Source organism: Acinetobacter sp. Li1LvA2 (assembly GCF_056156705.1).
In genome coordinates this window covers 213,780-240,217 of record NZ_JBSICF010000007.1, presented here as the reverse complement: position 1 = coordinate 240,217, position 26,438 = coordinate 213,780, and the positions used below count along the sequence as shown (strand labels likewise).

The following is a 26,438-nucleotide window of genomic DNA, read 5'->3' as shown; positions in this document are numbered from 1 at the left end:
AAAACGATTATAGTGGTGGGGCAGTTAAAATCGCTTCTTTAGAAGCAGGTAAACCTGGTTGCGATTCTGGAATAGTTTCTAAACCTTCAATTTTAGTTACTGTGCCAGTGCCATCAAAGTAAATTTTTAAATGCTGACCATGTGCTGCGGGGATTTTTGCCTTTTTAGCATAAGTTCCCGGGATATAGTTGTAAATGTAGTCCCAACGCTGAGGATTGAGGGGATCAGTCACAGTTGGACTACCAAGCAAAAAACGCACTTGCTGGAAATTCATGCCGACTTGTACTTGAGAGGCCTGAGCTTTGGTCAAAGGAGTCCCTTGAGGAATATCAACCTTATATACACCAAAGATTGAACAACCAGCAAGGAGTGAAGTGACTAATAACGTCAGCACGAGTTTTTGCATTTTGCTACACTATCCCAATAAATTATGATGCATTTGATCAAAGGATAGATCATACTTCATCTAAATTCTATTGCCTATTCCAACTTGAGATTTGTTGAGAGACCTTTTTTCATGCCTATTTCCAATCAAGATTTGCGCAAAGCTGGACTTAAAGTTACCCTTCCACGAATTAAGATTTTGGAATTATTAGAAAATTCAAAGCAACATCATCTTAGTGCTGAAGATATTTACAAGACTTTGTTAGAACAAGGGGAAGATGTCGGTCTTGCGACAGTTTACCGTGTGTTAACACAATTTGAAGCTGCAGGTATCATTCAGCGTCATCATTTCGAAAATAATCATTCTGTTTTCGAAATTATGCAAGAAGATCATCACGATCATTTGGTTTGCCATAATTGCAACAAAGTTATTGAATTTACTAATGATGTTATCGAGAAGGAACAGCATGCTGTAGCAGACCAACATGGGTTTACCTTAACGGGTCACTCATTAAACCTCTACGGTTACTGTAACGAACCTGAATGTCAGGAAGTTCTGCGCAAGAAATAATCGTTTTCACACAAAGAAAACAAATAAAAAAGGAAGGTTACGTTTAACCTTCCTTTTTTTATGAGGAAATTACTGTCGGTCGAAAGTTAAATGCTGATTTGTGCCTGCAATTTGATCAGGTCCTTCTTCAGCAAGCTTAATCGTCAAACGTAAATCATTTGGTGAGTCGGCATGTTTTAATGCATCTTTATAGGTAATTTGGCCTGCTTTATAGAGATCAAACAATGCTTGGTCAAAGGTTTGCATACCAAGTTCACGTGAGCGTTTCATTAAATCTTTAATTTCATGAATTTCACCTTTACGAATGTAATCTGAAATTAATGGTGAGTTAATTAAAATTTCAATTGCGGCGCGGCGAGATTTGCCATCAGGCGTTGGAATAAGTTGCTGAGCAATCATGGCCTTTAAGTTAAGAGATAAGTCCATGTAGAGCTGACTGTGGCGGTCACTTTCAAAGAAGTGAATAATACGGTCGAGTGCTTGGTTAGCGTTGTTGGCGTGCATTGTGGCCAATACAAGGTGACCTGTTTCAGCAAAGCCAATCGCGTAGTCCATTACTTCACGAGATCGAATCTCACCAATCAAGATGACATCTGGTGCTTGTCGCAAAGTATTTTTTAAGGCAATTTCAAATGAGTCGGTATCGATTCCGACTTCACGTTGGGTAATGATGCAGCCCGCATGTTCGTGAATAAACTCGATTGGGTCTTCAATGGTAATGATATGACCTTTAGTGTTGTGGTTCCGATAGCTAATCATTGAAGCCAAAGACGTCGATTTACCTGTACCTGTCGCACCAACAAAAATAATTATGCCGCGTTTGGTCATTGATAAATCTTTAAGAACAGGTGGTAACTGCAAGTCATCAATTGAAGGAATTTTAGTTTCAATTCGACGTAGTACCATGCCTGGCATGTCACGCTGCTGAAAAGCACTCACACGAAAGCGGGCAGTTTTATCACGGTTCATAATGGCAAAGTTACATTCACGAGTGTCCGCAAATTCTTTGCGTTGCTTTTCGCTCATGATGGAATGTAAGAGTTGACCAATAACATCGCCTGAAAGACTATTTTTTGAAATTGGAACAATTTGTCCGTTAATCTTCATCGATGGCGCAACGCCATCGGTAATAAAAAGATCGGATGATTTTTTTTCAACCATGAGGTTGAGTAAGTCATTAAAATCCATATTTATTCTCTAATTATTTTTATAGGAATGATTCAGGCTGTTTTGCAGCAGTACGAGCCGTTTGTGGACTAATCACTCCACGAGAAACTAAACCTTTTAAGCTTTGGTCGAGTGTCGTCATGCCATGATTTGCCCCAGTCTGAATTGATGAATACATTTGGGCGACTTTGTTTTCACGAATTAAGTTACGAATGGCAGGAATACCAATCATAATTTCATGTGCTGCGACACGCCCTCCGCCGTTCTTTTTAAGCAGGGTTTGCGAAATAACAGCCTGTAAAGATTCTGACAACATGGCACGAACCATGTCTTTTTCTTCGGCAGGGAATACGTCAATCACACGGTCAATGGTTTTTGCAGCAGAAGTCGTATGGAGTGTACCAAACACCAAGTGACCCGTTTCGGCAGCAGTAAGTGCTAAACGGATGGTTTCAAGGTCACGCATCTCACCGACCAAAATAATATCAGGGTCTTCACGCAGTGCCGAGCGTAGTGCTTCGTTAAAGCCATGTGTATCACGATGTACTTCACGCTGGTTAATCAAACATTTCTTCGACTGATGTACAAATTCGATAGGGTCTTCAACCGTTAAAATATGGTCATAACGATTTTCGTTGATATAGTCCATCATCGCTGCAAGCGTCGTAGATTTACCCGAACCTGTTGGGCCAGTGACTAATACAATCCCACGTGGATAGTCGCAAATATCTTTAAAGATTTGACCTAAGCCTAAATCTTCCATAGTAAGTACTTTAGATGGAATGGTACGAAATACTGCACCAGCACCGCGGTTTTGGTTAAATGCGTTAACACGGAAACGAGCAACATTTGGCACTTCAAAAGAAAAGTCGGTTTCAAGCTTTTCTTCGTAGTCTCGGCGTTGTTTATCATTCATGATGTCATAGACCAGACGGTGAACATCTTTATGATCTAGAGCCGGTAAGTTAATGCGACGGACTTCACCATCAACGCGAATCATTGGTGGCATGCCAGCAGATAAATGTAAATCGGACGCGCCATTTTTCACAGAGAAGGCGAGTAGCTCTGTAATATCCATAATTTCCCCAAGTAAATCAAAATATGTCATTATTTTGTAGAATAATATACGGCTTTCACCGAGGCTTACCAACACCTCGCTTTAGGTGAAAAGCAAAAAAGTTTTTTGAAAATGAGAACCTTGTCAATGAATTACCTGCAAGATGCGCGGCAGCACGTATTACAGCAAATCAGAGTTGCTTGTGAACATGCTCAGCGTGCGCCTGAAACTGTGCAACTTTTAGCCGTATCAAAAACACATCCGAGTGAAAGTTTGCGTGAAATGTATGCAGCAGGGCAAAGAGCATTTGGTGAAAACTATTTACAGGAAGCTTTAGAAAAAATCGAAGCTTTACAAGATTTAGAAATTGAATGGCATTTTATTGGTCATGTTCAGCGCAACAAGACTAAACATTTGGCAGAAAAGTTTGATTGGGTGCATGGTGTAGATCGTTTGATTATTGCTGAGCGATTATCTAATCAAAGACTTCAAGATCAATCTGACTTGAATATTTGTTTGCAAGTGAATATTGATGGGCAAGACAGTAAAGATGGCTGTACACCAGATGAGGTTGCCGAGTTGGTTGCTCAAATTAGCCAGTTAGCAAAAATTAAATTACGCGGCTTGATGGTGATTCCAGCACCAGAAAATACTGCTGCTTTTGCAGATGCTAAAGCCTTGTTTAATGCTGTGAAAGCAAAACATGCCCACCCAGAACAATGGGACACATTAAGCATGGGAATGTCAGGTGATTTAGACGCTGCAATTGCTGCAGGTTCAACCATGGTACGTGTAGGAACGGCTTTATTTGGAAAGCGCGATACAGTTGAGAAAAAATGACTTTTACAATTTAGCTCAACGTTTTGTCGGGTAACTGTAATTTGTTAATTTAAATTTAATTTTCCTAGCTTATAACCCAAATATTTTAATATTTGAGTGTGTAATGTATGGATTTATTGCATGTTTTTATTCTGGCGATCATTCAGGGTTTTGCTGAATTATTGCCAGTTTCTAGTTCCGCACACGTTATCTTAGCTGAAAAGTTAATGGGGTATGATCCATCTGCACCTGATATGACTTTCTTACTTGTGATGTTACATACGGGTACGATGTTTGCAGTGATTGTCTACTTTTGGAAATCTTGGAAAAAAACCTATTTTTCTTCTTGGGAAAGTTTTAAAAAACAAGCCTTCTATATTATTTTGGCAACCCTAATTACAGGTGTGCTTGGCTTAGCGCTTCAATCTCTGATTAAACATGTGTTCTTTGGTGGAGCGAGCAGTTTCGAAATTGAGCATTTGTTTAGTAACTCAAAACTTATGGCAGCTGCGTTAATTTCGGCAGGTGTTCTGATTATTTTATCTTCGCGCTTAGACCGCGGACAACAAGGTGAAATCAGTTTGCGTAGTGCTTCTATTATTGGGGCGGTGCAGGCTTTATGTTTACCTTTCCGTGGCTTTTCACGTTCTGGTGCAACGATCTCTACAGGTTTATTTTTAGGTGTATCGCGCCAAAAGGCTGAAGAGTTCAGTTTTGCACTGGCTGTGGTACTAACACCAGCAGTAATTTTAAAAGAGTTATATCGTTTAATTCACGCTCAAGGTTTACAAACCGTGGCGCATGGACAAGTGTTCCATTCGATGGTTCCAAGCTTATTGGGCATGTGCTTTAGCTTTGGTGCTGGTCTTTTAGCGCTAAAATGGTTGTCTTCATGGTTAGAACATGGGCGCTGGCATTTGTTCGGTATGTACTGTATTGGCTTCGCAATCGTCGTACTCTGCGTGAATTAATTTTTTGATGTTTTAAAAATAAAAAATTAGTACAAGACCATACAAGAAAAAGGGGCGTAGAACATACGCCCCTTTGTTATATAAGATTCAATCAAGTCTAAGATATGAAATCCTAATAAATTAGCCTACAACTTCAATCGTACTTGCACCCGCACCAAGAGGTTTCACCTGAATTTGTACAGGAATACGCTCGTGCATTTCTTGAATGTGTGAAATGAGAATGACCTGACGACCCTGATTTTGCAATTGATCTAAAGCATTCATAACCATATGCAAAGATGAGGCATCTAAAGTGCCAAAACCTTCATCAATAAACAGCGATTCAATTTTCATTGAACCCGAGGCCATATTGGCAATGGCTAAAGACAAGGCAAGGGCAGTTAAGAACGACTCACCGCCAGATAAAGATGCAACGGAGCGGGTTTCCCCATCCATATCGTGGTCAATAATCGCAAGGCTTAAAGACTGATCTAGGCGTTTTAGCGTATAGCGTTGAGAAAGCATCGCCAGTTGCTGATTGGCATGTTCAACTAAAATATCTAGGTGATATTGCTGGGCATAGTCACGAAACTCTTTACCTTTAGCATCCCCAATCAGACCTGAAATTTTGCTCCAACGATGCTCTTCTTGCTGAATATTTTGAATTTGCTCAGCGTATTGTTGCTGCTTCGCAAGGTTTTGCTGATGTACTTCAAGCTTAAGCTTCAGTCGATCACGTACTTCAAGCTGTGCTTTGAGCTCTGCAATATTGTCTTGAATGAGACTAACAAGCTTTTCATATTCAATATCTGGCTGAGTTTGTAAGTGCTCGCTTAATTGCTCTTGCATGGTCTTAAGTGCAGAAGAAGCTTCACTTAATAAACGTTCGGCATGATTAAGACGATTACGAATATCTTGCTCTTGAGTTGAATTAATTTGCATGAGCGCCGTAAGATCAGAGGCTTGAAAATCAGCATGCACTTTTAACCAGTTTTGAATTTGCTCATCAACCTGCTGTTGATGTTGCGAGGTGTGTTGATGTTGATGCTTGAGCTGATCGAGCGATTGTTTCTGCTGCTCAAAGTGCTGTCTAGTTTGTTCGAAACGCTGTTTAGCTTCATGATATGCGGTTTGTTGCTGCTGACGTTTAGCATCGTGCTCAATTAACCATTCGTGGGGTTTAATGTCAGCACGGCCTGTCATTTGTTGAATGAGCGACACCGCTTTTTCATTATTTTGTTGGCCTTTAAGCGTAATCTCTCGAAGATTTTGATCGACCTCATCAATTTGTTTGGTCATTTGTTCAAGGTTGGCAGCCAGCATTTTAAGTTCTTGTTGCTGCTGTTCAAAACGCTGTGCAAGCTGTTCTTGTTGTTCAAGTTGCTTGGCGCGTGCATCAAGAATAGTCCAAGTCTGCTTAGCCGTTTGGCTACTCGACTGCTGCCACGCTTGCTGTTCAGTTTCCGATAAACACTCAACAATATGTTGAACTTGTTGTTGCCATTGCTGTGCTGTATTAAGCAAACTTTCATTACGCTGAATAGATTGAACGAGCTGATTGTGTTGTTTAATCGCTTGGGCTAAACGCACGTTTTCTGAGTCAAATGAACTTATTGCAGTTTGTGCTGCTTGTCTGAGTTCGTTAAGCGTTTGCAAAATTTGTTCAGGAGCTTGATTAAGCTCAATATGTAAGTGATTGAGACTAAACTGCTGCTCAAGTTCTTGCTGTAAGTTCGTCTGTTTTACTTGCAGTTGAGCTAGGTATTTCTGAACCTGTTCAAGCTCGGCACTACACTGGGTGAGCGAATGTTGTTGGGTTTGCCATGTGTTAAATTTAATTTGCTCTAGTGCTACTGCCTGTTGCTCTTGTTGTTGCTGCAAATCGAATAAAGCTTTAGAGACTGCACTGTCATCAACACGATAGGGATGATGTGTACTTCCACAAACTAAACAAGCTTCACCATCTTTAAGATTGGCTCGTAACTGCTCAATATTTTCGGTGTGTAATAAACGCTGCTGTTGCAGGATCTGCTGTAATTTTTCACGTTCAGTTTTTGCTGTTTGGTAGTCTTGTTCAGCTAACTGGCAAACGGTTTTAAGTTGCTGTTCTTGGGCTGAGACTTGAGTTTGTTTTTCAGTGAATTGCTGAAGCTCAGCATATAACTCATGATAAATTTTAACTTTCTGTTGAGTAAGATCTAGCTGAGTGATTTGAGCAAGCTTTTGTTCTTTGTCTTTACGTTGCTGTTCAAGCTTTAACTCAATTTGTTCAACTGTGCCGAGTGAAGCTGTCAGTTGTTCAAGTTCACTTTTAGCTTCCGTTACCTTTGGGCGGGCAAGGCTAGGATTGCCAAGCTGTTGTTCAATCGCTTCATAGTTTTGAATAAACTGCCCGAGCTGATGTAGATGTGCTGAGAGGCCTTTGTCTAATACAGCGTATTGCTGAGTCTGGGTAAGCTGCTGTTGTAGATGAACTTGGTCTTGTTGAAGCTGTGCAATATGCTGTTGCACAGTGTTTTGCTGCTGTTGCAATGGACCGAGTTTTTGCTCAAATACATTTTTCTTTTCTTTGCACTTTTTATATTCATCGGCAATAAAGGCACGTTCTTGAATGGACTGTCGAACTTGATTTAAAGCTTGTTGATGCTGTTGCTCAAAATCGAGCGTCTGTTTGAGCTGCTGTTCTGCAAGTTGATATTGTTTTTGACCCGTTTCGAACACTTGCACCAACTCATTAAACTTGGTTTGTGCTTGCTGAATATGCGGCTCAAGTTGTTGTAGCGTTTGTAAATTTTGAGATTGTTGAAAAACCTGCTGGCGTATTTCAGAGAAAACTTCGAGCCGTTGTAATTGCTCACGTTCAGGGGCAAGTTGCTGATGGTGATTTTGCTGGGTTTGAAACTGTTGCTGTTTAGCTTGAACTTCTTGGGCAAGTTTCGCTTTGCGCTCAAACCATTGTTGCTGTTTATCTAAGACATTTTTTTGTTGTTCTAACTGTTGATGGTTTTGCTCGGCTTGCTGATATTGCTTGGTAAATGCAGCAATCTCTTCATCAGACAAAATTTCGATATGGCCTAAGAACTCTTCAAGCTGTTTACGTTGCTTTGCAATATCTGCTGTTTTACGAAAAGCCAGTTCACCAATTTTGGCAAAAATGCTGGAGTTGGTTAGGTACTCGAGTAACTCACCACGTTCGCTGTCTCGTGCTTTTAAAAATGCGGTCACTTCTGACTGAGCAAGTAATACGGCACGCGTAAATTGTTCAAAAGAAAGCTGGGTAATTTGTTTAACTTTTTCATCAACCGCTTTGGCTTTGTCGGCAAGTACGACACCATCGGTCAAGCATTTTAAATGGCGCTGCACACTTTGTAATTTGCCATTTGGGTTTTCACGTGCACGTTTAATTTCCCAGCGTGCCAAATAGCGTTTTTGATCTTGTGCGATAAAGCAAAGCTCAGCAAAACCATGTCCTGTACCACGGCGTAAGACAGTGAGTGGTGAATTGGTCAGTAACTCTGAACCATCAACATCTTTTAATTTACCATCGCTGTCTTTCAGGCGTGGAACCCGATTAAACAAAGCTAGGCACATGGCATCTAAAATAGTTGATTTACCTGCACCCGTTTTTCCCACAATTGCAATCAGACCTGCATGGGCGAGGGGTGCGCTTTCAAAATCAATAAAGTGTTCATCAGAAAGAGATGCCAGATTTTTTATTCGGATGGATAAAATTTTCATGACATATCCTTAAGGGGTTGCATCATTTTCAAGATTTTTTTGTGCTTCTTGTACCAGACTCAGAAAATCTTTTAAGACCGCATCATCGGCGTTGTAACCTTGTTTTTCCCAAATATTCTGAAACAGCTTTTCTGGGGTAGGTGGTTCGAGTGCAATGTGTTGAGCGGTATTTGAGTCGGTAGTGTCTTTATTCACATATTGACGTGAAATACGTACTAAACGATAGCGATCAGGCGGTAGGGCTGCTTCAAACTGCTGACGTAAATTGGGCTGCGGCGGCGTTAAGCTATAATATTCAATATCGACATATTCACGGTGGTCAATATTTTCAATCATACCGTGGGGTAACACTTTGAGTTGTTGTAGCACCTCGTTTAATTCACCACGAATGCGGTGCAATTGTATGCAACGTGGAATCTCTACAGCTTCAAATTGCAAACGACTGTCTGCCTCTTGAGTCGGGTCAATTTTGACCTCAACCACTTGGTGCTTATAATTAATTTCACTAAAAGAAAGCGGAATGGGCGAGCCGCTATAACGGATATGCGGCTGGCCTACTTTTTGTGGTTTATGTAAGTGCCCTAAAGCGACATAGTCGACAGCATCTTCAAATAAAGTTGTTGAAAGTGCCTCTTCGTTACCAATAATGATTGGGCGTTCAGAGTCGGATGTTTCTCCACCTTGCATGTGCGCATGCGACATCAAAATTAGGGCTTGGTCTGGTGTTTTACGACGTTTGGCTTCCGCAATAAGCTGCTGGTGCAAATAGGCAATCGCATTTTTACTATTGGTGGTATGTTCATTAAAGCCCGTAATTTCGGCTGAGCGTAAAAAAGGTAGGGCAAGGCACCACGCCACAATATCCTGATTTTGATTATAAATAGGTAAAAGTAGTCGATCGAGATCTAAAGTTTTATCTTCATTCCAGCGAACCACGCCCACTGTTTTTGCATTGTATTTTTCTAAAAGAGGTTCGACCTGTTCAATACGGTAACCTGAGTCATGGTTACCCGCAATCATCAGGGTTTGCATGTGCGGTGCAATGCGATGCGCATCTGCTAAAAATTGGTAGAGTTGTTTTTGTGCCTGAGAACCTGGGTTAATGACATCAAAAATATCGCCGGCAATGAGCAGTGCATGCGGTTGTTTTTCTTGGATTTGAGTGAGCAACCAGCTTAAAAATTGTTGGTGTTCATAGTGTCGTGAATGATTATAAAAAAACTGCCCCAAATGCCAGTCAGAAGTATGTAGAAAATGTACGGACATAGAAACAGACATCAAGCCAAAATAAACACAGATACGTTAGCATAAATTGGTGGGAGATTTTATCAAGACATTTTAAAGTGCTCGTTATTTAAGCCTGCACTAGAACTTAAATTATTTTTTTCACTTTAAATACTGCTTTGTTACTATCAGGTCAAATCATAAACTCTGAGAACAAAATGACTATTCATAAATACGAAGTAAAAATACAGTGGGAAGGCAATACAGGTACAGGCACTTCATCTTATCGTTCATATAAACGAGACTTTAGTATTCAGCATCCTCAAAAAGCCACAATTCAAGGTTCATCAGACCCTGCCTATTTAGGTGATGTGACCAGATGGAACCCAGAAGATTTATTGGTCGCATCTGCTTCAGCTTGTCATAAGCTTTGGTATTTACACCTGTGTGCTGTCAACCATATTCATGTGCTGAGTTATGTCGATAAAGCACTTGGCTTTATGGAAGATACAGATCCAGTTAAACGTGGTCACTTTACCCAAATTATTTTAAGACCAGAAGTTATTTTAGAAAAAGGTGCCGACCAAGAGCTTGCGGCAAAATTACATGAAGAGGCTCATCATGAATGTATGATTGCCAATTCAGTAAATTTCCCAATTACATGTGAAGCCAGCTTTAGCTTTACCGAATAACCAATATGAAATAGCCACCATTTAAAAGGGGGTGGCTATAAATTAATAAAATTGTTAAATAAGCTATTTAAGCTGCATTTTCATCGACTTGAAAAATACCAAAAACGTTATGGTCTAAATCGACAAAATAACCATGCCAAGCGCGGCCTGGAATTGCAAATTTATCCATTGCGACAATACCACCTTGCGCTAAAATTTTGGCAGCAACTTCATCAAAGTTTTCTACTTGAACCGAACAGGTAAATGCATTGGTACCATATTCCATGGGTGGGGTTTGAGCCGGACGTTTTAAAAGTCCACCCATGAGTGACGGCGTTTCGATACGGTAATATTCAATCGGTAAATTTTCATCAAGTTTAAATTGCCAGCCAAACACAGCTTGATAAAACTGCGCATCGCGGGCAGGGTTTGAAGACTGGATTTCAAAATAGGCAATGTTGTTCATATTATTTAAAACATATTTTTATGGTGCAAAAAGTATACGCATAGCCTTTATAGCCACGAAAGGACTATTGTGTATGCTGAGCGTAAAATAAATGAAAGTGCTAGAAAATAAAAACCGACGATTCGAGTGATGAGAGAATCGTCGGTCAAAAACTTCATCAAGGGTTTCGGCTGCTAACAAAACCTAATCTGAAGGAAGAAAAGCGTCGTAATGAAAGGTCACCGAAACAATTTTGCGGATGCCGTGCAAAGGAAGTATTCGGTTGCTGCGACCTTATTACCCTATATAACGACAAGAGATTCGAATTGGTTGACAGAAAAATGAAAAAAAATCGAAAAAAATTTATAATTATTTTTTGAACCCATAAATTAGGCAAAAATATGACCAAATTACGTTCTTACTTTCTCTGGTTTTTTGGTTTATGCATCGTGCTTACCTTAATTGTAGGTGTGGTTGCAGCACTATTACCAGCGAGTGTAGGCGGTATTTTAACAGCCGTTCCATATTTAGGCGCAATGATTTTTGTCTTATTTAAATTTTTAAAGAAAGAACGCCGTGCACCGACTGTACAAGAAAAAAAGAAATTTACTTTAGGTTTTACCCTGATTTTTTGGGGCTATAACTTATGTGGTGTTTTATTTGGCCTGTTTTTATTTGCTAGAAAAGACCCTGAGATTTTGCAGAACTTTATGCTTTACCTCAAACAGCCTCAGTTCTTGAGCATTATGGTGATTATGCTTTTAATGTTAGCTATCCCGCTTTATTTAATTACCTACTGGTTTTACGGCAAACAGGCACAGCGAATGGCTGACAAAATGTTTAACGTGCAATAGATCACTACGAAAACTCATACGATTAAATATAAATGAGTCTTATATAATTAAATAAAACTTGTGTCCTCGGTTTTGGAGGAAATATGAATAAGAATGTATTAATCACGGGTGCCAGTGGTTTTATCGGAACACATTTAATTAAGTTCCTGCTGCAAAAAAATTATAACGTGATTGCTGTGACACGGCAGGCTGGGAAGAAATCTGACCATCCTGCCTTACAGTGGGTGCAAAAGTTTGAAGATATTACGACCCGTCAAATTGACTATGTGGTGAATTTGGCAGGTGCAAATATTGGCGAAAAACGCTGGACCGAGTCACGTAAAAAACAACTCATTGAAAGCCGAGTAAACACGACCCGAAAACTGTATGCATGGCTCAAGCAGTCTGAAATTTTTCCAGAAGTGATTGTCTCTGGTTCTGCGATTGGTTATTACGGGATTGATGATCAAGAAAAGTGGGCAGAGGTGTGCACCGAACAAAGCTCGCCACAGCCTATTTTTATGTCTCAGCTTTGCCAAGAGTGGGAGCATGCAGCTTTAGCAGATCCTCAGCAAAATACTAAAATTATTCGTTTAGGTGTGGTGTTTGGGCAAGGTGGTGGCATCTTGCCTAAAATGTTACTTCCGATTCGACTCAATTTGGTCGGTCAAATTGGTCACGGGCGTCAGCCTGTGGTTTGGGTACACATTGAAGATGTATTAAGCGCCATCGAGTTTATATTTAAGTACCCTCAATCTGCTCAAATCCATAATGTGGTCGCACCAGAAAATGTGACTCAACAAACTTTTGTTGAGCAAGCTGCTGCGGTACTCAATAAGAAACCAATATTGTCAGCGCCTAGCACTGTTTTTCGCTGTTTGTTAGGGGAACAGTCGCAATTGATCTTAAATGGCCAATACGTTAAACCCGCAGCCTTACAAGCTGAAGGATTTGAGTTTGCTTATCCTCAGTTAAAAATGGCTTTAGAGAATATAGTGGCGTCAGGCTAAGATTTTATTTTGCAAACGCTCTGGAGAATATGCTTTGGCATCAACTAATGTCGGTTGACCCAGCATAAGCTGACGGAGCAATTGTGCAGAGCCTGCACCCATACATAACCCATTTCTAAAATGACCAAAGTTTGCCCAGAGGTTATCCATTTCAGGCATTTTGCCAATGTATGGAACACCATTTGGTGAGCTTGGTCTGAGCCCTGCCCAGCGATGTACAATCGGGAAATCGGCCAGTTCAGGCACCATTTCTAAACATGCTTCTAAAATATTGTGCTGCGTAGTTTCGTCGGTAGAAGTATCAAAACCACGATGCGCCATGCTAGAACCACACACGATATGACCGTCCATACGTGGAATCAAATACATCACTCGATTCATGCACATGGTCGGTAGCCAGTGAGCAGGGGTTTTAAATAACAACATTTGGCCTTGAACAGGTTCGACTGGAATTTCGAGTTGTAATTGTGAGTTCCAGTAATGGCTCCAAGCGCCCGAAGTTATTACAAAATGGTCTGCTGTATGTTTGCGACCATCTTCGGTTTGTAGGGCTTGTATCACATCACCTTGTTGAATCAGTTTTTTAACAGCAGCGTGTTCGAAAAACTCAACATTTGGATGTTGTTTTAAATAGCTAATCAGGGACTGTAATACACGCGGGTTGCGGATATTAGACAGTTCAGGGAAATAAATCGCTTCTTGAAACTGATCGGAGATATGCGGGTTTACTTGTTCTAGCGCATCTCGCTGTAAATATTCACAGCGCTGCATCGGTTCTTGATGTTGCTCGGCGTAGGACATTCCAACGTCAAAATCTTCTTCATCAAAAATGAGCATGCCTGTGTCATGAATTTCAAAATCAATGCCTGTAACAGGGGAGAGTTTTTGGTTCCATGCTTGATAAGAGGCTTTACCAAATTGAGTAAGTTGGTTCACTGCATGCACATAGCGCCACGGATACATCGGAGAGAGAATACCTCCGCCAGCCCAAGAGGCTGCTTGACCCGCTTGTTGTTGATCAAAAATGCTGACTGTGCAGCCTTGTTCAACCAACTCCAGCGCAGACATTAATCCACTTATGCCCGCGCCAATGATTGCAATATGCATGCAGTGTTATCCTTTCTCTGCGAACTTAGTTCATTTCCTTGAGTTTTTCGGCAGCGGTTTCTGCAAAGTAAGTCCAGATCCCGTCTGCACCTGCGCGGCGGCAGCACATGAGTGATTCTAAAATGACTGAGTCTGATAACCAGCCATTTTGAATTGCGCCAGCTAACATCGCATATTCACCACTCACTTGATAAATGAATGTTGGAACACCAAAGGTATCTTTCACTTCACGTACCACATCCAGATATGGCATGCCTGGTTTTACAATCACCATGTCGGCGCCTTCTTGAATATCAAGCGCGATTTCATGTAACGCTTCGGCACGGTTGGCAAAGTCCATCTGGTAGTTACATTTATTACCACCTTTTAGGTTGGATGCAGAGCCAACAGCATCACGGAACGGGCCATAGAAGCTAGATGCATATTTTGCAGAGTAAGCCATGATGTTGGTATAGATGTGACCATTGGCTTCTAAAGCCTGACGAATCGCGCCAATACGGCCATCCATCATGTCACTTGGTGCAATTACTTCGGCACCTGCTTCTGCGTGACTTAAGGCTTGTTTAATCAAGCATTCTACAGTCTCGTCATTCAGCACATAGCCAGTTTCATCAATAATGCCATCTTGACCATGAGTCGTGTATGGGTCGAGGGCACCATCAGTAATTAACACCATTTCTGGTAATTCTTTTTTAAGCAAACGGCAAGTGGTTTGTACTAAACCATCTTCACGCCATGCAGCTTCTGCGGTGAGGCTTTTATCTTCTTGAGGAGTAACTGGAAAAAGAGCCAGTTTTGATACACCCAATTCCAGAAGTCTTTCAGCTTTTTTCAGTAACAAATCTGCCGACAAACGCTGAATGTTTGGCATACTTGGAATATCTTGGGTCTGATTTTGTCCCGGTAATACAAATACTGGATAAATCAAGTGATTGGTAGTGAGCTGTGTTTCGCTGACCATCGCACGCAACTGGTCATTTTTACGAATACGGCGCATGCGAGTGGCTGGAAATGCAGGACGATTGAACGTATAAGTCATAACAATCTCGATGTTCGGTATTACACTAGGATAGGTTGGCGGATATTCCATTACTGTCAACCGACTGCTGTATTGTAGCCCCATAATGCTGGATTTGTACAAAATTATGGGTGTTTATCATGCTTTTAAATTTAGGCAACGTATGAGTGATGAAAAGAAAAATTGGACTGGGAGCATTCATTTAGGTGCAAAAACTGACCTGAATGTAGTTCTTAAGCAATTATGTAAGGCGTTTAATAGCTCTCCTTTTTTTAAGCATAGTGGAATGATTATGCGTGTGGTGGACGGGCAGATTGAAGGCTATATCGAGATGCAACCCGACCTGATTGGTAATCTGGCATTTCAGATTTTGCATGGTGGCGTTGCTGCAACCTTGCTCGATAGCATTGGTGGTATTGTGGCAATGGAACACTTATATCGCCGTTCAACGCCGGAAACTTTAACCGAGACCATTAAGCAAGTATCGCGTTTGGCAACTGTCGACATGCGTGTAGATTATTTGGCGCCGGGGCGTGGTAAATACTTTATTGCACGTGCCGAAGTTCTGCGTTTAGGTCGCAAGGGCTGTACCATGCGCATGACCATGGTCAATGATGAAGGCAAAGCAATTGCTGCGGGTATTGCTTCATACGCCTATTAAATTGCTCATTTAAGTAGTTAAAAAGCGCCAAGTGCGCTTTTTTTAGTGTTTGAAAAGCAGGAATTTTCACAAAAACTTTGAGATAAACATTAATTTAATTAGAACGAACGCATTAGTTATCATTTTTTATTCTCATATCATGAGGTTTTAGCGTTAAAATTAGCTCCTTTGACAATGCGGTATGTCTTGTTTATAGAAAAATAAAAACTCTATAACAAGGTGTAGTGCGAGATTGATGGCAAAGCCAACCCATCTTTAGGAACATACCATGACTGATGCACAAAGCAATGTACAAGAAACAGTGCCAACAACATCTGCCTCGGATGACAACAATCAAAACAAGCGCAAAAAATTTCTTGGTTTTTTTGCGCTGATTTTATTGATCGCCGCTATTTTATATGCAATCTGGGCATTATTTTTAAATCATTCCGTGAGTACGGATAATGCCTATGTCGGTGCAGAAACGGCTCAAATCACTTCAATGGTAAGCGGGCAGGTCGCTCAGGTTGTGGTAAAAGATACCCAAACAGTACATCGTGGTGACGTGCTGGTTCGTATTGATGATCGTGATGCCAAAATTGCACTGGCTCAAGCTGAGGCAGAACTCGCCAAAGCAAAACGCCAATACAAACAAACTGCGGCAAACAGTAGCTCTTTAAACTCTCAAGTTGTGGTTCGTGCCGACGAAATTAACAGCGCTAAAGCACAGGTTGCTCAAGCGCAAGCCGACTACGACAGAGCTGCTTTAGAGCTGAATCGCCGTGCGCAACTTGCCGCTTCTGGTGCAGTGTCTAAAGAAGAACTCACTAAGGCACAAAGTGCTGTAGAAACGGCCAAAGCAGGGCTAGAGCTTGCTAAAGCAGGTTTAGCGCAAGCATCTTCAAGCCGTAAAGCTGCTGAAAGTACTTTAGCTGCGAACGAGGCTTTAATTCAGGGTGTAAATGAAGTTTCAACACCTGATGTACAAGTTGCCCAAGCACATGTTGAACAAGCTCAGCTTGATTTAGAACGTACTGTGATTCGTGCGCCAGTTGATGGTGTGGTCACACGTCGTAATATTCAAGTCGGACAACGTGTTGCACCGGGCACCAGCATGATGATGATTGTGCCGCTCAACGATTTATATGTAGATGCGAACTTTAAAGAAAGTCAGTTGAAAAAAGTCCGTCCGGGTCAAATCGTCACACTTACTTCAGATTTATATGGCGACGACGTTGAATATCACGGCAAAGTGATGGGCTTTTCTGGTGGTACAGGCTCTGCCTTTGCCTTAATTCCGGCTCAAAATGCAACAGGTAACTGGATTAAAGTGGTTCAACGCTTACCAGTGCGTATTGCACTTGACCCGAAAGAACTTGCTGAACACCCACTGCGTGTTGGCTTGTCGATGGAAGCAAAAGTCGACTTATCTGCGAAGTAAACGCTTATGAAAACGCAAACACCTTTTGCCGAACTAAGCGGTGGCCGTTTAATACTGGCAGCGTTTGTTATTGCCTTGTCGAACTTTATGGTCGTGCTCGATACGACCATTGCCAACGTATCTGTACCGCACATTACTGGTAACCTTGCTGTTTCAAGTACACAAGGCACATGGGTTGTTACGTCCTATGCAGTTGCAGAAGCGATTTGTGTACCTTTAACAGGTTGGCTGGCGGGCCGCTTTGGTACCGTTCGGGTTTTTATTTTCGGCCTGATTGGTTTTACCATTTTTTCGTTTTTGTGCGGGCTAGCAAACTCGTTAGGCATGTTGGTGTTTTTCCGTATTGGACAAGGTCTATGCGGTGGCCCACTCATGCCACTCAGCCAAACATTGCTGATGCGTATTTTCCCTAAAGAAAAGCATGCACAGGCCATGGGCCTATGGGCAATGACGACCGTCGTTGGGCCAATTTTAGGACCAATTTTGGGTGGTCTGATTAGTGACAACCTGTCTTGGCACTGGATTTTCTTTATTAACATACCGGTCGGCATTGTTTGTGTTTTAGCGGCAATCCGTTTGCTTAAACCAGCCGAAACAGAAACGATTTCTTTAAGAATCGATACCGTCGGTTTAGGTTTGTTAATTTTGTGGATTGGTGCGCTACAGCTCATGCTCGATTTAGGGCACGAACGAGACTGGTTTAATAGCACCAGCATTGTGGTGTTAGGCTTAACTGCCGCCATTGGTTTTGTGGTGTTCCTCATATGGGAGCTGACCGACAAGCATCCCGTCGTAGATGTCAAAGTCTTTAGGCATAGGGGCTTTGCAATTTCGGTACTGGCCTTATCACTCGGCTTTGGTGCGTTCTTTGGTAGCATTGTACTGATTCCGCAGTGGCTGCAAATGAACCTTTCCTACACTGCTACATGGGCCGGCTATTTAACCGCAACCATGGGCTTTGGTAGTTTGACCATGTCACCAATTGTGGCAAAGCTTTCGACCAAACATGACCCACGAGCACTAGCGAGTTTCGGTTTGATTTTGCTGGGTGGTGTGACCTTAATGCGGGCATTCTGGACCACAGATGCCGACTTTATGGCACTGGCTTGGCCACAAATCCTACAAGGTTTTGCTGTACCGTTCTTCTTTATTCCACTGTCGAATATTGCACTTGGTTCGGTACTCCAGCAAGAGATTGCATCTGCTGCGGGCCTCATGAACTTTTTAAGAACCATGGCAGGGGCGATTGGTGCTTCAATTGCAGTGACTGTGTGGGACGACCACGCCAAAGTTGCACGCAGTGAAATGGTATCAAACCTAAATACTGCCGAAGTTCAAAATAACCTTGCACAAAATGGTTTTTCGGCTGACTCAACCTTAGGGATTATTTCAAACCTTGTCGATAAAGAAGCGATTACCATGTCGGCAAACCATGTATTTTTGCTATTTGCGATGGTGTTTGTTTTTGCGGGGCTGGTCATTTGGCTGTGTCCAAAACCCAAAGGAGATGTCAGCGGAATGCCATCACACTAAACACAAAAAGCATCTCTTCGGAGGTGCTTTTTTTAGATCTATTAAAAAATAAAGCGAGTCTATAAATGGTAGATTTTGCCTGTATTTGACTAAATAAAGCATGCCAGAATCGGGCAGATCAGATATAAAAGCGTGTGATATCAAGCAAGGAGGCTTAAGACAGGGCACAGGAAAAACGCCCTCAAACATTCAATATTATAAAACCTTATTTTTATCAAAGATTAAAAAAACTTAATACCTGAAAACAAACAAGCTTGCATGGCAATTGCATGGATAGGCAAGCGTATATATTGGAGTTATCACGTGAATATAAAATATTCATTTTTGTTTAGTAGTTTATTAGCAGTCGGTTTATTACAAGGATGTGGAGACGATTCTTCAGATCAACCCAAGGATGATTCAAATACGACTCCGCCCAATTTAATTGTTGATAATGACCCCACCAGTTGTAGCAAATTGGCACAAGACGGTTCAAACGTGGTGGTCGGTTCAAACCAAAATGGTGACCCAGCAGCGCCTGAGGGTGCGTCGGGTTATCGACTCGGTAATACGGTTAAATACGCAGATAAATATATGGTGGTGGCAAATACACCACTTGCGGTAAAAGCGGGTTGTGATGTTTTAAGAGCAGGCGGTAGTGCCGTCGATGCGGCGGTTGCGGTACAAGCAGTGCTAGGTTTAGTCGAGCCACAATCGAGCACCATTGCGGGTAGTGGCTTTATGATGTACTACGATGCCCAAACCAAAAAAGTTACTGCTTATGATGGCCGTGAAACAGCACCAGCCGCAGCCAACGAATATTATTTAATTCGCCAAGATATATATGACCCAAATTCACCAGCACCTGTCCCAAGTGCCCGCCGTAGTGGTCGCTCGATTGGTGTGCCGGGCGTGATGCGTTTGCTTGAACAAGCACAACAAGAACATGGCAAACTTGAATGGAAACAGCTTTTTGGTGAGGCCATTGGTTTAGCTGACAACGGTTTCCGCATTCCGGGCCGTTTGGCAGATGCAATTGCAAGTAATGCAAACAGCTTAGCGCTCGATGCAAATGCAATGGCGACCTATTTCTACACAGATGGTTCACCACGTAAAGTCGGTGAAATCATGACCAATAAAGCCTATGCAAAAACCCTAGAAGCACTTGCTTCACAAGGGGCAAATGCACTGCACACGGGCCCAATTGCTCAAGCGATTGTAGAAAAAGCTGCACAACCATTTGGGGATGACCCAGCAAAAACTCCAATTACTCCAAGCTTAATGACCTTGCAGGATTTATCGAACTATCAGGTAAAAAAACGTGACCCGATTTGTACGACGTATCGTGATCGTTACTATGTTTGTACCATGCCGCCTCCATCTTCGGGCGGGATTGCAGTTGCGCAAACGCTGGGTATTTTAGAAAACTTTGATATGTCTCTTTACACACCTAAGAACCCTGAAAATGAGGGTGGTGTACCCGATGTGATGGGCGTGCATTTAGTGTCTGAGGCAGAACGTTTGGCCTACGCCGACCGCGATAAATATGTGGCAGATACTGACTTTGTCGCTTTACCAGCGCAGGGTATTGCAAGCTTTATTGATAAAAACTACTTAAAACAACGTGCAGCACTAATTAACCCGAACCAAAGTATGGGCGTTGCGCCAGCAGGCAATTTCAACCCAGCTTCGGGTGTCGATACAACTGTTGAACATGGTACAACTCAGTTCACGATTGTAGATGCCTATGGCAATGTGGTTTCAATGACATCGACTGTTGAATCGAGCATGGGGTCATTCCACATGGTGGATGGTTTCTTGCTGTCTAACCAGTTGACTGACTTTAGCGCCAACCCGCTAGACAGCACGGGAGCACTGGTTGCCAACCGTGTGGAAGGTGGCAAACGCCCACGGAGTACCATGGCGCCAACTTTAGTGTTTAAAGGCACCACGCCAGATGAGTTTTATATGGCAACAGGTTCACCAGGTGGCGGTACCATCATTCAATATGTAGTTAAAACTTTGGTGGGTGCACTGGACTGGAACTTAAATGCACAGCAGGCCACTTCGCTTGTTAACTTCGGTGCAACCAATAGTCCAAATACCAATGTGGATAGCTCGAATGTACAGCTTTCTTTGCTTGATTTGATTGAAGGCTTAAAAGCAAAAGGGCATGGCGTTGCCAACACTGCGCAAACCAGCGGTATTTCTACGATTATGAAAGTAAATATTAATAATCAAAGTAAATACGCAGGTGGGGTAGACCCCCGCCGTGAAGGTATTGTGTTAGGCAATGGTGCTTTATAGACCGAACTTTAAAAAAAAGCTGTCATTTATGGCAGCTTTTTTTTTGTAGGCCTTGAAAAAAACAAAAGGCACTCAATTATGTAAATATGTTCATCAGTAGCGGACTGTTGATAAAATGCACAGTATTTTATTTTAGTTATGCTATGATGTTCAGACATTCATGGGGATGTTATTGGCTTCGACGCTGGTGATGAAACTCATAGATGCATGCCGAGAGCGCATTTTCTCTCGTAAATCAAATTTGCATATTTTAGTCGCAAACGACGAAACTTACGCTCTAGCTGCCTAAGGGCAGTTTGTCCGCTTCCTAGAATACTTGTGGTTTAGGAACCCGACCGTAGCGCACGCACACAAGTCCGTATAGAGTCAAGCCTCGGGGCTTTATACCAAACTTAGAGGATCGCAACTTGTACCCTGTTCGTCGGGTCACAAGGTGTTAAAACAATAGACGATATCTAAGCATGTAGTATTCTCGAGCGTAATGCTGGCGGACGCGGGTTCAACTCCCGCCATCTCCACCAAGATTCGTGAAGAGCCCTGAAACGTAAGTTTCAGGGCTTTTTTATTAGCTGTATATCCGACATCATCTAAACGCATATGATCCGATCTTTTAAAAAGAAGTTGCTGAAAAGTGATTTGATAATAAGAATGTTAAAAAATTGGCTTCATTATTAGAAAGTGAGATGCTTGAATTTCTTAAATATATAAAAGCCCATCCAGTAGATACTTAGACGCCTCATGCTATTATTGTAATTATACTTACAGACCTTTGAGAAAATGGTGGCTTAAGTCCGTTGGAACTATAACTACTGCAAGTTTTTGATAGAGATGCTCATTTAGTTCATACAACATCAGTATTAAAGTATCCCGTATTTATTAATGGTAAAGACTATAGTGGGTCAACACCTAATATGCTGAAACACCCATTGTTACGTGAAATGATTGATGCTTATTTAATGGAAGAAATTCTCCAATTACCGAAAGCAATTTATATTCCTCTTGGCCCTAAAGTTAGCCAAGTTTTTGAGTATTTAATTCAGCAGGAATTATTACAAGACCAGCAGGTATTGTTTGGATTACCACATCCATCTGGCGCAAATGCTGAAAGAATTGCGTATTTTTTAGGAAATAAAGCACGAGAATCCTTAAGTATTAAAACTAATCCAGATTTACTTGATCAAGCTAAACTAGAAATCTTAGAAAAGTTATCTTTACACTTTAGTTAGATTTTACAGCATATTTCTTCTTCACTTTAAATATAGTGAGGAAGAGATATATATGGTGATTTGTTTGGTATAATTTTCTAGTTTTAATTTATAAAAAATATTATGGGGAATGTAGTGAGTTTTTTAGCTATTGCAGAGTTTTTACAAGGTTTCTATGTCATTCCAATAGCAATGACAATCTTCGTTTCAGTAGTGATGTTTTTCTTCGTAAAAGAATACTGGATCCCTGCCAAACGCTTAGCTAAAGAGCTTGATGACATTATTAAAAATGTCAATGAAGGGACGAAATTTCAAGAAAGTAAAAATTCACTAAACAGTCTTTTGTCTGGGAATTCTACTCTTAAACATGCGTGGGAAAATTATAAAAACTCTTTACACGATATTAGAGAAGAAGTTGACGGTGAATTTCAGATAATTTCATCAAGGTCGACGGTCTCAAGTGACATGTTTTTCTCTCAAATAGCAATTATAGATACACCACTAAAAGTTGATTTTTATAAACATATTCCAGGAATTATTACTGGTGTAGGTATTATTGCAACATTTTTAGGTCTTTTATTTGGCTTGCTCGCATTTGATCCTGCTGGCGATCCTGCGAAGGTACAAAGTAGTCTTGCTCTACTGTTAGGTGGGGTAGGTGAAGCATTCATGGCTTCTGGGTTAGCAATTTTAATCGCTATGCTAATTACATGGAAAGAGAAGTTTTGGTTAAGAGAGTGCTATGAGAAATTAGAACAGCTTACGACAGCCATAGATTTGAAGTTTGAACCTGATGAAACAAGTGAAGAATATTTATCTCAATTGTTAAAATCATCACAAGCAAATGAAACTAATGCTCGTCAATTAAAAGATAGTCTAGTTAATGATTTAAAAACTATGATGACTAACCTAATTGATGAAAATAAAAAGAATCAGCTAGCGTTTACTGCACAATTAACTGAAAGTTATAGCAAGACTAGTAAAGACATGGCAGATCAGATAGGTCAGTCCATTTCGGATAACTTACAAGCCCCATTAGAAAAAATTGCCTCCAGTGTACAGCAGGTGAGTGGAGATCAAAGCTCTGCTGTGCAGGAATTAATGACAGATGTGCTTACAGCTTTCATGACAAAGTTAGAATCTACATTTGGTTCTCAAATGACTGGTATGAGTGAGATGATGACTCAATCAGTATCTGCCATGAAAGAAATGCAACTTGGTTTTACTCAGTTACTTACAGATATGAAAGTAAATAGTGAAAGTAGTGCAAAAAATTTAGAAACTCAGATGACTAAAATGATTGAAGATATTCAGTCAAAGCAAAATGCAATGGCTGAGCAAATGAATTCAATGGTAGATCATTTATCGAAAGGGGCAGAAAAAATTGGTGAACAAGGTCAACATGCAATAGATCAATTAAATGGTAAGGTTTCTGAACTTATTGGGCATATGGGTGGAACTATGTCCAGAGTAATGGCTGATATTGCTAAACAACGTATAGAACAAGATCAAGTCATTGCAGATAATCAGCAGAAACTACATGAGCATTCTTCGACTTTAATTAATAATTTGGGTACAGAAATTAAAGAATTAATTGTACATAGCCAAAATGCTGTTGATGCCTATAAAGATAATATTCAGAAACTTACACACGTGACCACTGAGAGTATTGCAGGGATGAACAATGGCGCAGAAAAAATACGTCTAGCTTCAGAACAATTTAATAGTGCAGGTACTTCATTGATTAGCGTTACAGATAAGACATCACAACTTATCTCAGAAGTAATTGCTACTTCTACTCATTTAACTAGTGCAAGCAACAATCTTCTTTCTTTATTGGGTGATTATAAGAACTCACAGGATGCTGTTAATAAGGCGATTGGGGCTCTTGAAGGTCTAATTCAACAGGCTCAATCTGAAGCGGGCATGAGCACGAAAATGCTAGATGATATGAATCAAATGACAACCGCATTAAATCAAGTGAAAAAAGAGATTCAGGATTATCTTGAACAAGTTAGTGATGTACTAGTTAAAAGTTTTGAGAGTTTTGGGGCTTCTGTGGAAACGAGTCTTAACCATTCCCTTGGGATTTATGATAATACGCTTGACCAAGCTGTTAAGCGCCTTTCGAGTGGGGTTGAAGGATTGGGTAGTTTTGTCGAGGATCTAGAGGATCTCGTTAGACAAAAGAGAAGCTAAATTTGGAGTACATGAATCATGATAGGTAATCGGTACTCTAAAAAGGCACGGCCTAAAGATGAAGGTGAAAAACCATTCTGGATTTCATTTGCAGATTTAATGACAGCCCTAATGACTCTTTTCCTCGTGGTTATGGCTGTATCGCTTATGATTGTGACGAAAAAAATTAATGAAGCTACTCAAGCTGAAGATCAACGAAGTGCAGAAATTTTAAATATTTGCCAAAGTATCAAGCATAGTGCGAAGTTGAAAGACGCAGGTATTGAAGTAGATTGTAAAAATAATCGAATAAATTTTGGTGAAGCTGGACGTTTTTCGCATAATGATTATCGGTTAAATGAAGTAGGACGAAATCGACTTAATACAATCGTGCCGATTATTCTTGAAGAGGCGAATAATCCACAAGGTGAAAAGTGGTTTAAGCAAATTGTGATTGAAGGCTTTACAGATACAGATGGTTCTTATTTATATAATTTAAATTTGAGCTTACGTCGTTCGGAATGGGTGATGTGCAGTTTACTTGATCCAAAATTTAGTTTGGGTCTATCCTTGACTGAACAACAAAAAAATCAAGTGAAACAATTGTTTCTTGCTGGGGGAGTGTCTTTTAATTCAGCTAAAGATAGTAAAGAAGCTTCACGTCGTGTGGAGCTTAGAATGCAATTTTATGGCTTAAAAGAGAAAGAGACCTCAGAACCTCAACCTCATTTTGTTTCAGCTCCTGTTGAAACTTGCCAATTGGCGAGGTGATAAGTATGAGTATAGAAAATTTAAGAATACGCTTAGAACAAAAGCTCAGTGATTCTTCTACTGAAGCTTATACAAATTCAAAATTTGTAAAACCCCAGAAACTGATTAAAACACTTTACGTTCTTGAACAAAGATTTGATGATTTAGAAAATTCGATTCCTTTAGATGAAAAAATTTTTAGGACGATTTCTAAATTAGAGTACTCAGGTTTTCAGTTATTGACACGAAGAGAGTGGAAAAATTTAGCTTGGGCTTTAAGTAAAATTATTCCTGGTACACAAAAAAGACTAATTTTTAGTGAAATTGGCAAAAGGATTATTCATCATTTTCAACAAGCAGAGATTGATCTTATAGGATTGGTTTATTTTCCTTTGTTATATAGCTATTTCGCTTTGGATGATAATGATATAAAAGATAGGCCTACAATTTGGGTTCAATTAAGAGAAATACTTAATCTACATAAATCGAATGTTTATAAAGATTTAAAGCGACCAAAAAAATGGATGAATACACTTATAGATTATTCTGAAATTTTATCAGACTCACCTACTAAAATATTTGTTCATAGATTTATATATGACCAAGATTCTAGCGGTATTCAAAATGATCTAGAAAGTTTAAAAATATCCTCTAATAGTTGGTTTTGGGATGATTTAATTAAGAGTTCTATTCAAGCTATCAAAATAATGAATGAAGTTGATTATTTTAATATTATTCCTCGCTTCTTAAAAGTAGCTGAACAGAATGTTTTATATACTACTGACATTCTTATTGCTTTATTAGAAAGATACGCTAGGACTTCAAAGCGGGAAATTGTAAATGATTTTTTAAAGCATTTAGCTTTGAATCAGTGGGGAAATCCACAATACGATTCATCTGCTGGATGGAATAATGTTAATGCTGATACTAAATTTATGGTTATCCAATGGTTTGTAAGAGCAGATTTAGAAGCATTTTTTAAAGTCTTTAGCTACGGTGCAGAAACACGTAGATTCAATTATTGGATGCGTTTTATTAAACAAGTTTCTCTTTCCGAAATATTTCTAAATGAAGACGCAATTTTTCATGCGACAAGACAGCAAGAAGAATTCAAGAGAAAAAATCAAGGAAGATTCAAGAAAATTGTTGGTAAAAGTTCAGCAGCTAATGCATTTATGATTAAGATTGGTGGTTATTATATAGTTGAGTTTTCAGAATTAAATAATGCTACTTATTTTTATAGAAGACTTCCTTACAAAACTTCTAAATCGGACCTTCAAGTTGTAAATATTACTGATCTAAAATCTACTGCAAAAGCAGATTTTTATATATCCCATAATGGGGCTTGGGAGAACACTTTCGACAGACGATTAAAAGAACTAGGAATTTATCCAGATTAACTTTTGAAAGG

22 protein-coding genes and 1 other RNA gene are annotated in these 26,438 nt (G+C 40.4%); 15 read left to right on the top strand and 8 right to left on the bottom strand.

Annotation, left to right across the window (positions count from 1 at the left end):
- Positions 1–7: 7 nt before the first annotated feature.
- Positions 8–406, bottom strand: coding sequence for an outer membrane protein assembly factor BamE (locus ACS604_RS14965; RefSeq protein ID WP_003653245.1), 399 nt, complete (start codon positions 404–406; stop codon positions 8–10).
- A gap of 111 nt (positions 407–517) precedes the next feature.
- Between ACS604_RS14965 and fur the strand changes: the two genes are divergently transcribed.
- On the top strand, positions 518–955 hold the full coding sequence (gene fur / locus ACS604_RS14960; RefSeq protein WP_004794120.1) for a ferric iron uptake transcriptional regulator: 438 nt from the start codon (positions 518–520) through the stop codon (positions 953–955).
- 69 nt (positions 956–1,024) lie between these two features.
- Here fur and ACS604_RS14955 read toward each other — a convergent pair whose 3' ends face one another.
- Positions 1,025–2,143 (bottom strand): PilT/PilU family type 4a pilus ATPase, encoded by a 1,119-nt coding sequence (locus ACS604_RS14955; RefSeq protein ID WP_004794117.1) that lies wholly within the window; start codon positions 2,141–2,143, stop codon positions 1,025–1,027.
- Between the two features lie 19 nt (positions 2,144–2,162).
- Positions 2,163–3,200, bottom strand: coding sequence for a type IV pilus twitching motility protein PilT (locus ACS604_RS14950; protein ID WP_003653239.1), 1,038 nt, complete (start codon positions 3,198–3,200; stop codon positions 2,163–2,165).
- 126 nt (positions 3,201–3,326) lie between these two features.
- Between ACS604_RS14950 and ACS604_RS14945 the strand changes: the two genes are divergently transcribed.
- Together ACS604_RS14945 and ACS604_RS14940 are read left to right on the top strand one after the other, a co-directional pair.
- The gene (locus ACS604_RS14945) at positions 3,327–4,019 is read left to right on the top strand and encodes a YggS family pyridoxal phosphate-dependent enzyme (RefSeq protein WP_474772108.1); all 693 of its coding nucleotides are present in this window, start codon (positions 3,327–3,329) and stop codon (positions 4,017–4,019) included.
- Positions 4,020–4,126: 107 nt separating this feature from the next.
- Positions 4,127–4,969 (top strand): undecaprenyl-diphosphate phosphatase, encoded by an 843-nt coding sequence (locus ACS604_RS14940; RefSeq protein WP_443271493.1) that lies wholly within the window; start codon positions 4,127–4,129, stop codon positions 4,967–4,969.
- A gap of 120 nt (positions 4,970–5,089) precedes the next feature.
- On the opposite strand, the gene ACS604_RS14935 is transcribed toward ACS604_RS14940, so the two are convergent.
- Positions 5,090–8,686, bottom strand: coding sequence for an SbcC/MukB-like Walker B domain-containing protein (locus ACS604_RS14935; RefSeq protein WP_474772107.1), 3,597 nt, complete (start codon positions 8,684–8,686; stop codon positions 5,090–5,092).
- 9 nt (positions 8,687–8,695) lie between these two features.
- Positions 8,696–9,964: an exonuclease SbcCD subunit D gene (locus tag ACS604_RS14930; protein ID WP_474772105.1), complete on the bottom strand. Its 1,269-nt coding sequence runs from the start codon at positions 9,962–9,964 to the stop codon at positions 8,696–8,698.
- 164 nt (positions 9,965–10,128) lie between these two features.
- Here ACS604_RS14930 and ACS604_RS14925 point away from each other — a divergent pair, with 164 nt between their 5' ends.
- On the top strand, positions 10,129–10,602 hold the full coding sequence (locus ACS604_RS14925) for an OsmC family protein (RefSeq protein ID WP_474772104.1): 474 nt from the start codon (positions 10,129–10,131) through the stop codon (positions 10,600–10,602).
- 67 nt (positions 10,603–10,669) lie between these two features.
- Here ACS604_RS14925 and ACS604_RS14920 read toward each other — a convergent pair whose 3' ends face one another.
- Positions 10,670–11,047 (bottom strand): VOC family protein, encoded by a 378-nt coding sequence (locus ACS604_RS14920; RefSeq protein WP_312821569.1) that lies wholly within the window; start codon positions 11,045–11,047, stop codon positions 10,670–10,672.
- Positions 11,048–11,427: 380 nt separating this feature from the next.
- On the opposite strand from ACS604_RS14920, the gene ACS604_RS14915 reads away from it, so the two are divergent.
- Together ACS604_RS14915 and ACS604_RS14910 are read left to right on the top strand one after the other, a co-directional pair.
- Positions 11,428–11,880, top strand: coding sequence for an ABZJ_00895 family protein (locus tag ACS604_RS14915; RefSeq protein WP_039756915.1), 453 nt, complete (start codon positions 11,428–11,430; stop codon positions 11,878–11,880).
- Positions 11,881–11,963: 83 nt separating this feature from the next.
- Entirely contained in the window at positions 11,964–12,869 is a 906-nt protein-coding gene (locus tag ACS604_RS14910) for a TIGR01777 family oxidoreductase (RefSeq protein WP_474772103.1), read from the top strand.
- Here the strand turns inward: ACS604_RS14910 and ACS604_RS14905 are convergent.
- On the bottom strand, positions 12,861–13,976 hold the full coding sequence (locus ACS604_RS14905; protein ID WP_474772102.1) for an NAD(P)/FAD-dependent oxidoreductase: 1,116 nt from the start codon (positions 13,974–13,976) through the stop codon (positions 12,861–12,863). The genes ACS604_RS14910 and ACS604_RS14905 overlap by 9 nt on opposite strands.
- A gap of 25 nt (positions 13,977–14,001) precedes the next feature.
- Positions 14,002–15,015, bottom strand: coding sequence for a porphobilinogen synthase (gene hemB, locus ACS604_RS14900; protein ID WP_474772122.1), 1,014 nt, complete (start codon positions 15,013–15,015; stop codon positions 14,002–14,004).
- 142 nt (positions 15,016–15,157) lie between these two features.
- Between hemB and ACS604_RS14895 the strand changes: the two genes are divergently transcribed.
- From ACS604_RS14895 to ACS604_RS14855, 9 genes are all read left to right on the top strand, one after another.
- Positions 15,158–15,655, top strand: a complete 498-nt coding sequence (locus ACS604_RS14895) for a thioesterase family protein (RefSeq protein WP_004641674.1) — start codon at positions 15,158–15,160, stop codon at positions 15,653–15,655.
- 268 nt (positions 15,656–15,923) lie between these two features.
- Positions 15,924–17,075: an EmrA/EmrK family multidrug efflux transporter periplasmic adaptor subunit gene (locus tag ACS604_RS14890; RefSeq protein ID WP_474772101.1), complete on the top strand. Its 1,152-nt coding sequence runs from the start codon at positions 15,924–15,926 to the stop codon at positions 17,073–17,075.
- 6 nt (positions 17,076–17,081) lie between these two features.
- Positions 17,082–18,608, top strand: a complete 1,527-nt coding sequence (locus ACS604_RS14885; RefSeq protein ID WP_474772100.1) for a DHA2 family efflux MFS transporter permease subunit — start codon at positions 17,082–17,084, stop codon at positions 18,606–18,608.
- A 303-nt stretch (positions 18,609–18,911) separates the two neighbouring features.
- The gene (gene ggt / locus ACS604_RS14880) at positions 18,912–20,894 is read left to right on the top strand and encodes a gamma-glutamyltransferase (RefSeq protein ID WP_474772099.1); all 1,983 of its coding nucleotides are present in this window, start codon (positions 18,912–18,914) and stop codon (positions 20,892–20,894) included.
- Positions 20,895–21,056: 162 nt separating this feature from the next.
- Positions 21,057–21,415, top strand: a transfer-messenger RNA (tmRNA) gene (gene ssrA, locus ACS604_RS14875).
- Positions 21,416–21,805: 390 nt separating this feature from the next.
- Positions 21,806–22,120, top strand: a complete 315-nt coding sequence (locus ACS604_RS14870) for a hypothetical protein (protein WP_474772098.1) — start codon at positions 21,806–21,808, stop codon at positions 22,118–22,120.
- A 102-nt stretch (positions 22,121–22,222) separates the two neighbouring features.
- The gene (gene zorA / locus ACS604_RS14865; protein ID WP_474772096.1) at positions 22,223–24,298 is read left to right on the top strand and encodes an anti-phage ZorAB system protein ZorA; all 2,076 of its coding nucleotides are present in this window, start codon (positions 22,223–22,225) and stop codon (positions 24,296–24,298) included.
- A gap of 18 nt (positions 24,299–24,316) precedes the next feature.
- The gene (gene zorB1, locus ACS604_RS14860) at positions 24,317–25,048 is read left to right on the top strand and encodes a type I Zorya anti-phage system protein ZorB1 (protein ID WP_474772094.1); all 732 of its coding nucleotides are present in this window, start codon (positions 24,317–24,319) and stop codon (positions 25,046–25,048) included.
- Positions 25,049–25,053: 5 nt separating this feature from the next.
- Complete coding sequence (locus tag ACS604_RS14855) at positions 25,054–26,427, top strand: EH signature domain-containing protein (RefSeq protein WP_474772093.1); 1,374 nt, start codon at positions 25,054–25,056, stop codon at positions 26,425–26,427.
- Positions 26,428–26,438 lie beyond the last annotated feature (11 nt).